The following is a 10,230-nucleotide window of genomic DNA, read 5'->3' on the forward strand; positions in this document are numbered from 1 at the left end:
ATGCGGTCACCCCAGGGTAGCCGCGATTGCGGCACTGACCCCCGGGGCCAGCTCGGTCCCGGACAGCAGTTCCTCCGGGGTGCCGCGCAGTCGGGCCAGGCTGTGGGTGATCGGGTCGGCGTCGGCGCCGGGCGCGCGGCGTACGGCTCCCACGATCAGGCGGAGTTCCTGGCGCTGCGGATGCTCGGCCACGAACCGCTCGGCGGCGACCGGATCCTCCGGCAGATCGGCCTCGAACTCGGCGGGCAGGAAGACCCGCTCCAGGCTCAGCGCACACCCGCGGACGGTGTCCGGCCAGGCGATCCGGGCCAGGACGTCGGGCAGGTCGGCTCCGGTGTGGAACTCCTCCTGCTCGATCGCGGTCAGTGCTCCGGGCAGCCCCGAGTCGGCGCTGGAACGCAGTTGCAGTTGTGCGGCCAGGGCGGGTTCGGCCGCGATCAGATCGTCGGTCTCCACCAGCGCGAACAGCCGGGCCGGCTGGTCCCAACCCGACGCCCCCACATAGTGCTCCAGTTCGATCAGCGCCGCCAGGAGCGCCTCAGCAGCCTCGTCCGGGGTCGGGACGGTGCGGCTGGGGTCGGTGTTCGGATCGGGTGCGGGAAACTCGCTCGACATGCGGGGCCGTTCTCCTCGGGGTTGGGCGGATGGTGGATCGGGCTGCACCTGGTCAGCAGTGCGGCAGTTGCCCCTGCTGGGCGGGATCGGCCAGGGCGTCCAGGCTGCGGATCGCCGAGTCCAGGGTGTCGACCCGGATCAGCGTCATCGTGGTCTTGACCCCGGCCAGGTCGCGGCAGTTGGCCGCGGGCACCAGAAAGACCTGGGCGCCGGCGGCCTGGGCCCCGTCGACCTTCTCCTGAATGCCGCCGATCGGACCGACCTTCCCGTCGGAGTTGATGGTGCCGGTGCCGGCGACCGAGCGCTGGTTCAGCAGATCCTTCGGGGTGATCCGGTCATACACCGCCAGGGCGAACACCAGGCCCGCGCTCGGTCCCCCGATATCGCGGCCGACACCGAAGTCGATCCGGGGCTCGTAGCTGTACCCGGTGTCGACGGTGATCCCGATGACGGCCGACCGGGACTGCCCCGACAGGTCGCTGCTCAGGCGTACGTTCAGCGGCTGCCGGTCCCGCACGATGTCGAGGGAGACCTCGTCGCCGGGGGCGGCGGCCCTGATGATCCGGCGGACATCGTCGGGGGTGGCGACCGGCTGCCGGTTCACCGACTCGATCAGGTCCCCCGGCTGCAACTTCTCATGGGCCGGCCCGGCGACCGAGACCGACGCGACCACGGGCATCGGGTGCACCGGAACATCGGCCTGCCGCAGCGCGGCCACCACGGCATCCTGCTTGGAGGTGTCCATCAGCAGCTGTTCCTCGGTGCGCACCTGCTCATCGCTCTTGCCCTGGGTGTAGACCGCGTCCCGCGGCAGGGCATCCCGGGCCGGCCCCCAGTACGCAACCAGGGCCTCCCCCAGTCCGACCCGGCCGCTGGACCGGGTCACCGCGACCGTGGTCATGAACAACTGCCCGGAGGTCTGGTGCGACTGGATGCCCGAGATCTGAATGATGGGCTGATTGGCGGCGTTGTCGCCCAGCACGTTGTACGCCCGCCCGGGACTGTAGATGACGTAGGGCACCGGAACGAACGCCAGCGCCGCGGCCAGGATGACGAAGAACAGCGCGGACACCACTGCGGTCCAGGTCTGTCGTGTCACATTCACCCTCGTTGTCGGTTGCCTGCGGTGCTGTCCGGGCCCTCACCCCGAACGCGGCGCGCTTCTGCCGAGCCTACCGGTGCGCCGTCGCGACACTACCCACCTGTCCCGGCAAGGGGGGACACCCTGAGGCACATTTCAGGAACCCTTCAAGCGGGTCCGGCCCCTGGGAACAACGCTTGGAGGAGGGTAGCGTTGACCAGCACTGCAGGTCGAACCCCCGTGGCGGCGCGCGCGTGATCCCCGCGTGCGCGGGTTGGTCCGGTGGGGAAGAATGGACGATGCAGACCATCGCGACGACTGGAGACACATGGCAGACGACCCTGGCCGCGAAGACCCCTTCTCGGAGTTCTTCAAGCAGTTCGGGTTCGGCGGATCGCAGCCGGCCGACCTGAACGCGATGCTGCAGCAACTGCAGGCGGCACTCAGTCAGATGGGCATGGGCGGCATGTTCGCCACCGGCCCCAACCAGTCCGGCGGGATGAGCTGGGAGACCATTCGCGACATCGCCCGCCGCACCGTGTCCGGGGAGGGCAGCGACCCCACGACCTCCGCTGCCGACCTGACCGAGTTGCGCGATGCCGTACGCCTGGCCGAGATGTGGCTGGACGAGGTCACCGAACTGCCCGGCGGATCCCCCAAGGTGGAGGTCTGGAGCCGCGCGGAATGGGTCGAGAACACCATGGGCACCTGGCGCCGGATGATCGACCCGGTGATGGAGTCGATGGCCGAGGCGATGGCGGACTCGGTGACCGCCGAGGGGCTCGCCGACGAGCAGGCCGCCGGGCTGGAGGCCATGCTGCGCCCGCTGGTGAAATCCAGCGGAGCGAACATGTTCGGCCTGCAGGCCGGTCAGGCGATCGGGAAGCTGGCCGTCCAGGTGCTCTCGGCGACCGAGGCCGGCCTCCCGCTGGACGGTGAGCACGCCGACACCCTGGCCCTGCTGCCGCACAACGTGGCGGCCTTCGCCGAGGGACTGACCCAGTCCAAGAGCGACATCCTGCTCTATCTCGCGCTGCGCGAGGCGGCCCGGCTCCGGCTGTTCCGCACCGCGGCCTGGCTCGGTCCGCAGATGCTGAATCTGATCGAGCAGTACGCCCGCGGCATCAAGATCGACACCTCCTGGATGGAGGACGCCGCCCGCCAGGTCGAGGAGAACGGGTTCAGTCCCGAAACCATGGCCGAACTGCAGCAGCAGATGGAGGGCCGACTGTTCTCCCCGGTCCCCTCCCCCAACCAGGCGGCGGTGCTGGCCCGGCTGGAGACCCTGCTCGCCCTGGTCGAGGGCTGGGTCGACGACGTGGTCGCCGAGGCCACGGCCAAGTGGATGCCCAATGCCGTGCCGCTGGCGGAGACGCTGCGCCGCCGGCGGGCCACCGACGGGCCGGCCGAAGCGGTGTTCCAGGCCCTGGTCGGGCTCGAGCTACGGCCCCGCCGGATGCGCGATGCGGCGAACCTGTGGGCTGCCATCCGCACGGCGGTCGGGAACCAGCAGCGCGACGGGCTGTGGAAGCACCCCGACCTGGTGCCCGATGAGGCCGCTCTCGATGACCCCGTCGGGTTTGCCGCGGAGCTGAGCGGATCCGGCGAATCGCACGATCTCGACGCCGAGTTGGAGAAACTGTTGAACTCCGAGGGTGGCCCCACCGAGGGCAACCCCACCGAGGAGGATCCGCCTCAGAACTGACACTCCGACGGCGCCGGCGGGGCCGCCCCGGCCGGCTCCCCGGAGGTCTGCTCCGCGGAGGCTTCGCCGGCGGCCACCGCGGCGGCCCAGCCCTCCAGGAACGCCTTGGCGCGCTCGGTCTCGGGATAGCGGCCGACCAGATTCCAGAACCGCCGGGTGTGCCCGGACTCGTACAGGTGGGCCAACTCGTGGACCAGGACGTAGTCCAGCACCCAGTCCGGCATCGGCCGGACGCGGTCGCTGATCCGGATCTCCCGGCTGTGGATGCTGCACGATCCCCAACGCCGCCGCTGGTTGCCGACCCAGCGGATGCCGGCCGGTAGGCGTCGCTCCCCGGTCGCCGGTTCCAGGATCGTGGCGACCAGGTACTCCGCCCGCTCCCGCAGCGCCCCGTCGTCGGCGGCCGCCCGCGTACGCCCCAACCGTTTCAGCAACCGCGGCACCACCTGCTGGGCGTATTCGTCCTCCGCTGCCACCCCGAGGCCGGCCGGAACCGCGAGGACCAGCCGGCCCTCCTCCAACGACGCCGAGATGGTACGCCGGCGGCGGGTACTGCGTCGGAACTCCACCGCATGCAGTTCACCGTCGATCAATACGTCGCGCAGCTGCGTGGTCCGGGTGTTGGGGGGCACCGCAGGAGTCTCTCATCTTCTGCCCCCGGTCAGCGGTTTCTACCACGTTTCCAGATTTCCGCCAGGTGAACGGCATGAAACAATCACATGTCCACAGCTCATCCAGTGTCATACACAGATTGTCCACACACTTATCCACAGGCCGTGGATAACAAGGGCAACCGGACGCGGCGAGGACGCTTGACGGGGCTCGGCCGCGGGCATAGTTTGGCCTCCATGAGGCCCCCGGAGGGCCGTCGCTCGCAGGGGAAGGCAAGCGGCCGGCACCCGGGGGCCTCGCACCTGTCCGGGCTCCGCGGCGCGACGGCCCGGCCGCCCGACGCCGCGAAAACTGCCCTGTGGACAACCCCGTCCGGGCCGAGCGCGCCGCGGTGGCCGGGGCCGATACTGGCGTCATGAGCCCCTCGGCGCACCCCCGTCTCCGCCCCGAATTCCCGATTCTGCAGCGCACCGCGACCTCGGTCCAGGTCGGCGTCGACCCGGCGTACGCCCTGGTGCTGCACGGCACCGACGAGCGGATCGTCGCCTTCCTCCATGGCCTCGACGGCACCCGGGACCCCACCCTGCTGGCCCGGCAGCACGACCTGGAACCGACCGTCACCGAACCGATCATTCGCGCGCTGACCAGGGCGGACATCCTCGGCGGCAGACCGGCCGCCCTCCCTCCGCTCACGGTTCGGCTGATCGGTGCCGGGCTGCTTGCCCGGTGTTTCGCCGAGAGCTATCTCGCTGCCGACCTGGGCAATCTGCTGCTGGCCGATGCCGGTCGACCCGACGACGGGATGTATCGCTATCCGCAGGCAACCGGCGCCGCCACGTTGCGGTCGCACCTGTTGACCGCTCCCCCGGGGATCGGCCCGGCGCTCGATCCCCGGCGGGTCACGGTGAGCGATCATTGGTCCATCGCGGGTGCCGTTGGCGACCTGACGGTGGTGGCCACCGACCGTCTCGAACCCGACCGGGCCCTGACCGACCAGCTGCTGCGGTTGGACCAGCCGCACCTGTTGCTGCGCCCGCTGCCCGACGGGGTGGTCCTCGGACCGTGGGTGAGTCCGGGGCACAGCGCCTGCACCCGGTGTGTGGATCTGATTCGGTGTGCGGACCCGGCCTGGCCGACCGTGCTCGCCCAGCTGTGCCGCCTGACGGCACAGCCACCGGTGGAAGCGGCCGCCTGGGCCGCCGCGTCCGCGGTGATCCAGATCCGCGCCTGGCAGTCCGGGCAGCCGGTGGAGGCCGCCAACGCCACCATCGAGCTGGATCGCGGTTGGGTGAGCCGGGCCCGGCACTGGCCCCCTCATCCGGACTGCGGGTGTCGCAGCCTGACCTGATCGGCTCCACCCGCGACGCACTGTGCTCCCGGGCCGGTCTTCTCACGTAATCTTGGCCCATGCACGCCCGCGGGGTGTGCCGGTGGAAGGGGTTTCGCGTGCAACCGGAAGACGGTGACTCGGCCGAACTGCGTCGGTCGTCCTTGGGCCGCGGCGCGCGGCTGATGTCGCTCCCGTTCGGTGCCGCCGGCCGGGCCACCCGGGGGGTCGGTCGTCGGCTCGGGGGGCAGAGCGCGGACGCGGTCACCGCCCAGGCCCGCCACGAAGCCGCCGAACAACTCTTCCGGGTGCTGGGTGACCTCAAGGGCGGCGCGATGAAGGTCGGGCAGATGCTCAGCCTGTTCGAGGTCGCGCTGCCGGAGGACATGGCCGAGCCGTACCGGCTGCAGTTGCGCAAGCTGCAGGACTCTGCGCCGCCGATGCCGGCCACCCGGGTCGATGCGGTGTTGACCACGGAGCTGGGCCCGCAGTGGCGCTCGCTGTTCTCGGAGTTCCGCTCCCGTCCCACCGCGGCGGCCTCGATCGGTCAGGTCCACAAGGGTGTGTGGGCCGCCGACGGCCGCAAGGTCGCGATCAAGATCCAGTACCCGGGCGCGGACAAGGCGCTGGAGTCGGATCTGAAGATGATGAAGCGGCTCGGGTCGGTCCTCCAGCCGCTGGCCGGCGGGATCGAGGTCCGGCCGCTGATCGATGAGATGGCCGCCCGGATCAACGAGGAATCCGACTACACCCTGGAGGCCGCGGCCCAGCAGCAGGCGGCCGAGGCCCTCGAGGGGCATCCGGAGTTCACCGTGCCGCGCGTGCTGACCCACACCGGGAAGGTGATGGTCAGCGAATGGGTGGACGGGGAACGCTTCTCCGATGCTCCGACCTGGACCGAGGAGCGCCGCAACCAACTCGGCCTGCGCTATGTCCGGTTCCTGTTCGCGATGCCGTCCCTGGCGGGGCTGCTGCACGGCGATCCGCACCCGGGCAACTTCAAGGTGCTCCCCGATGGCCGGCTGGCCGCGCTGGACTGGGGACTGGCCTCCCGGATGCCCGACGGGCTCCCCCCGGCAATGGGCCGGCTGATGCGGCATGCGGCCGACGGCAATGCCGCGGCAATGACCGCGGGGCTGCGCAGTGAGGGATTCCTGACCGCGGAGAAGATCGATCCCCAGGACCTGCTCGACTACCTGGAGCCGTTCGTCGAGCCGGCCCTGGTGGAGACCTTCCATTTCCATCGCGCCTGGATGCGCGATCAGTTCCAGCGGGTGAACGCCGCGGCCGCGACGCCGGTGGTCCGCCACCTCAACCTGCCTCCCGAGTACGGCATGGTCTGGAAGGTCTGGATCGGCGGCATCGCGGTGCTGTCGCAGATCGACGTCCGGGCCGGCTTCGGCGCGGTGCTGGATGAGTTCCTGCCGCTGTGGCGGCGCTGACCCAGCCAGTGGCCGGGGCCCTCAGGCGGCGACCTCCCGGTCGCCGTCCTCGGGCGCCCGGGCCCGCACTACGACAGCGGTCTTCGGCGGACGGCCGCGACCACGCTTGCGGGCGACCACGGCGCCGTTGACGATCAACTCGCCACCCCACACGCCGCAGGCCTCCGCGCGCTCCAGCGCGGCGGCCAGGCAGGCCTCCCGGACGGGGCACTCGGCGCACAGCTGCTTGGCGAACTCGATCACCTCGGGGTCCTCGGCGAAGAATGCCAGGGGACCGGCGACCACGCAGGGTAGTCGATCAAGGGACGAAACGGTGACGATCATGGGTTCTCCTCGGGGCTCTGGTCCCGGGAAACACGAAGGCCGTGAATCCCGGTCGGATCCACGGCCCTGAAGAACGCTGCGATCAGTGCACGATGTGCGATCGAGGTGGCAGGGGTCGATCCGGGTGGAACGGGTGGGTGCGGACGGTCGGACGGGCGAGCTGACCGGAGCGCCAATGTCGCGGCTCGAGGTGCTCGCGGCGCTTGTCTCGTTCCTCGCCGCCACGCCAGGTTCGGGTGAGCCGGCACCCGGAATACGCGTGGTTCGAGGACGCGGACAAGCCGCCGAACGTCGCTGCCACTTCCAGCATGTGGGCCACCTCCCCCGTCGGTTGCGGCCCCGGGTGCACCGGGACCTGGTCGTTGCGTTCCACCTGCACAGATTTCACTGCCCTGCACAAGCCTGAACCAGATTACGCGCTCGTTCCGAGGGCTGCAATCGATTTAATTCCGAGAGCTTTCGCCGGGGCGAATCAGTCCGTGCCCTCGGCGTTGCGGTCACCGGCCAGCCGGACGACCGCCAGGACTTCCTCACCGTACTTGGTCAGCTTGGCCTGACCGATCCCCCGCAGCCGGAGCAGGTCACCATGGTCCTGCGGAACGGCTTCGGCGATGGCGATCAGCGTCGCGTCGGTGAACACCACGTAGGCCGGCACCTTGTCGGCCTCCGCGGTTTGCTTGCGCCATTCCTTGAGCAGTTCCAGCATCGACTCGTCGTAGCTGGAGGGACAGTCCAGGTGTCGGCCCAATTTCCGGTCCGCGCCCTGGGTGAGCGGTTCACCGCAGACCCGGCACGACGGGGTCCGCGCGGCCTTCGGGCGTACGCGACGACCCGCCCGGGCCGACTCGACATCGCCCGGGCGCAGCCCGTCGAGGAACCGGGACGGCTTGCGCGACCAGGAGATCCGCAGCCGCTGCCGGGCCCGGGTGATGGCGACGTAGAGCAGCCGGCGTTCCTCGGCGATCTCCTCGGCGGAGGTGGCCAGCACGAACGGCAGGGTTCCCTCATGGACGCCACTGACCGCGACCGCGTCCCACTCCAGGCCCTTCGCGGCATGGATGGTGGACAGGGTGACCCCTTCGGCCTGGGGCACGTGCTGGGCGTTGGCGCGTTCGGTCAGCGCCTCGACGACATCGGCCAGGGTCGCCCGGGGCAACGCGGCGAGCACGTCGTCGGCGACCTGGACCAGCGCTGCCAGGGACTCCCAGCGTTCCCGGGTGGCCCCGGCGCCGGTGGGCGCCTGCGGGGTCCAGCCCAGTTCGCTGAGCACCGCCCGGACCTGGTCGCCGGTGGGCACGTCCGGATCGGCGGTGGCGCGGGCCTGCGTACGCAACTGGCCCAGGGCCTGGCGTACTTCGGGGCGTTCGTAGAAGCGTTCCCCGCTGCGGACCAGGTAGGGCACCCCGGCGGTGGACAGGGCCTGTTCCAGCGCCGGGGACTGGGCATTGATCCGGAACAGCACCGCCATCTCCCGGTAGGCGATGCCGTCCTCGTGCTGGCGGCGCAGCCACTGGGCGATCCCGGCCGCCTCGGTCGGTTCGTCCCCGGAGTCGACGTAGACCGGCTCGGGACCGTGACCGGCCTGGGCCTGCAGCGTCACCCCGGTGAGTTCGCCGCGATTGCTGCTCGGCCGCATCAACCGGTTGGCCACCTCGACCACCTCGTGGGTCGAGCGGTAGTCCCGGACCAGCCGGACCACCGTGGCCCGACGGTGTTTGCGGGCGAAACCGGTGAGATAGTCCGAGCGCGCCCCGGCGAAGGAGTGGATCGTCTGGGCCGGATCACCGACCACGCACAGGTCGCCGCGCTCCCCCACCCACAGATCGAGCAGCGTTTCCTGCAACGGGCTGACGTCCTGGTACTCGTCGACGACCAGGTGCCGATAGGTCCGCCGCACCTCCTCCAGGATCTCCGGATGATCCGACAGCAGCGCCACGGTGCACAGCAGGATGTCCTCGAAATCGATGCGTCCCCGGTCGTTCTTGAGCTGCTCGTAGCCGGCGAACACCCGCCCGATGGTGTCCGGATCCAGGCCGCTGACCTCGCGGCGGGTGGCCCGGGCGATCCCGGGATAGTCGGCCGCGGTGACGTTGGAGACCTTGGACCAGGAGATCTCCCCGGACAGGTCGCGCAGCTTGGCCGTGTCGACGCCGACCCGGAGCCGGCGGGCCGCCTCGGCGAGGACCCCGAAGCGGTTGTCCAGGATCTGCGGCAGGTCGCCCCGGTAGACCCGCGGCCAGAAGTACTGGGCCTGGCGCAGTGCCGCGGAGTGGAAGGTGCGCGCCTGGACCCCGCGTACGCCCAGCTGCTGCAGCCGCCCCCGCATCTCGCCGGCCGCCCGCGTGGTGAACGTCACCGCGAGCACCTGGTTGGGCACATAGGCCCCGACCCGGGCGCCGTAGGCGATCCGGTGGGTGATGGCCCGGGTCTTGCCGGTGCCGGCGCCGGCGATCACCGCGACCGGCCCGGACAGTGCGAGCGCAACCTCCCGCTGCTCGGGATCCAGCGCATCGAGCAGCTGTTCGGGGGCGGGCAGAATCGGGGCGGACATATTGAGCGAGTTCACAGTGCAGCCCACCTTAGGCGCCCGCACCGACCCCACCGGTCAATGACCGGCACGGGATCAGCGTTCCAGCAGAATGCCGTCGTCGTCGCTCCACAGCATCCGGCCGGGAACGAAGGTCACCTCACCGAAACTGACCGGGACGTCGACCTGCCCGACCCCGTCCTTCGCCGACTTGCGCGGGTTGGTCCCCAACGCCTTGATGCCCAGATCGGTGGTCGCCAGCACCTGCGAATCGCGGACCGGCCCCAGGATGACCGCGCCGGCCCAGCCGTTGCGGGCCGCGGCCGCGGCGATCTGATCTCCCATCAGCGCCGAGGCCATCGACGCGCCTCCGTCGACCACCAGCACCGCACCCGCCCCGGGGGTGTTGGCCAATTGCTTGACCAGGCCGTTGTCGTTGTGGCAGATGATCGTCCGGATCGGCCCGCTGAACTCACGCCGGGCGCCGAACTGGCGGAACTGCGTCTGGCAGGACTGCAGCTGCTCGCCGCGCTCGTCGAACAGGTCTGCGGTTGCGATCATGGTGTTCCTCCGCGCTGGGGTCCGGCCTCTGCGGGA

Annotated in this window: 9 protein-coding genes; 3 read left to right on the forward strand and 6 right to left on the reverse strand. The window is 70.5% G+C overall.

Translation table 11 applies throughout. From position 1 onward, the window contains the following. Positions 1–6: 6 nt before the first annotated feature. Entirely contained in the window at positions 7–615 is a 609-nt protein-coding gene (locus G531_RS0101505; protein ID WP_245630415.1) for a PPA1309 family protein, read from the reverse strand. Between the two features lie 52 nt (positions 616–667). Further along, a complete protein-coding gene (locus tag G531_RS0101510; RefSeq protein ID WP_245630414.1) occupies positions 668–1,714 on the reverse strand; it encodes a YlbL family protein in 1,047 nt (348 codons plus the stop codon). Between the two features lie 310 nt (positions 1,715–2,024). On the opposite strand from G531_RS0101510, the gene G531_RS0101515 reads away from it, so the two are divergent. After that, positions 2,025–3,401 carry a zinc-dependent metalloprotease gene (locus G531_RS0101515; protein WP_026925904.1) on the forward strand — a complete coding sequence of 459 codons (1,377 nt, stop codon included), beginning with the start codon at positions 2,025–2,027 and terminating at the stop codon, positions 3,399–3,401. Here the strand turns inward: G531_RS0101515 and G531_RS19645 are convergent. Next, positions 3,392–4,033 (reverse strand): M48 metallopeptidase family protein, encoded by a 642-nt coding sequence (locus G531_RS19645; protein WP_245630413.1) that lies wholly within the window; start codon positions 4,031–4,033, stop codon positions 3,392–3,394. The genes G531_RS0101515 and G531_RS19645 overlap by 10 nt on opposite strands. Positions 4,034–4,371: 338 nt before the next feature. Here G531_RS19645 and G531_RS0101525 point away from each other — a divergent pair, with 338 nt between their 5' ends. After that, positions 4,372–5,361: a hypothetical protein gene (locus G531_RS0101525; protein WP_026925905.1), complete on the forward strand. Its 990-nt coding sequence runs from the start codon at positions 4,372–4,374 to the stop codon at positions 5,359–5,361. Positions 5,362–5,459: 98 nt separating this feature from the next. Continuing rightward, the gene (locus tag G531_RS0101530) at positions 5,460–6,782 is read left to right on the forward strand and encodes an ABC1 kinase family protein (RefSeq protein ID WP_026925906.1); all 1,323 of its coding nucleotides are present in this window, start codon (positions 5,460–5,462) and stop codon (positions 6,780–6,782) included. A 21-nt stretch (positions 6,783–6,803) separates the two neighbouring features. On the opposite strand, the gene G531_RS19650 is transcribed toward G531_RS0101530, so the two are convergent. From G531_RS19650 to rraA, 3 genes are all read right to left on the reverse strand, one after another. Continuing rightward, positions 6,804–7,106 (reverse strand): WhiB family transcriptional regulator, encoded by a 303-nt coding sequence (locus G531_RS19650; protein ID WP_051214888.1) that lies wholly within the window; start codon positions 7,104–7,106, stop codon positions 6,804–6,806. A 472-nt stretch (positions 7,107–7,578) separates the two neighbouring features. Then, entirely contained in the window at positions 7,579–9,672 is a 2,094-nt protein-coding gene (locus tag G531_RS0101545; protein WP_145978564.1) for an ATP-dependent DNA helicase UvrD2, read from the reverse strand. A gap of 57 nt (positions 9,673–9,729) precedes the next feature. Next, positions 9,730–10,194, reverse strand: a complete 465-nt coding sequence (gene rraA, locus G531_RS0101550) for a ribonuclease E activity regulator RraA (RefSeq protein ID WP_026925909.1) — start codon at positions 10,192–10,194, stop codon at positions 9,730–9,732. Between the last annotated feature and the right edge of the window lie 36 nt (positions 10,195–10,230).

The organism is Granulicoccus phenolivorans DSM 17626 = NBRC 107789 = JCM 15570 (assembly GCF_000423085.1).
GTDB lineage: Bacteria > Actinomycetota > Actinomycetes > Propionibacteriales > Propionibacteriaceae > Granulicoccus > Granulicoccus phenolivorans.

Excerpts from the sequence above, each read along its gene's own strand:
- G531_RS0101515 (WP_026925904.1), top strand. The coding sequence starts at position 2,025 with ATGGCAGACGACCCTGGCCGCGAAGACCCCTTCTCGGAGTTCTTCAAG.
- G531_RS19650 (WP_051214888.1), bottom strand. The coding sequence starts at position 7,106 with ATGATCGTCACCGTTTCGTCCCTTGATCGACTACCCTGCGTGGTCGCC.
- rraA (WP_026925909.1), bottom strand. The coding sequence starts at position 10,194 with ATGATCGCAACCGCAGACCTGTTCGACGAGCGCGGCGAGCAGCTGCAG.
- G531_RS0101505 (WP_245630415.1), bottom strand. The coding sequence starts at position 615 with ATGTCGAGCGAGTTTCCCGCACCCGATCCGAACACCGACCCCAGCCGC.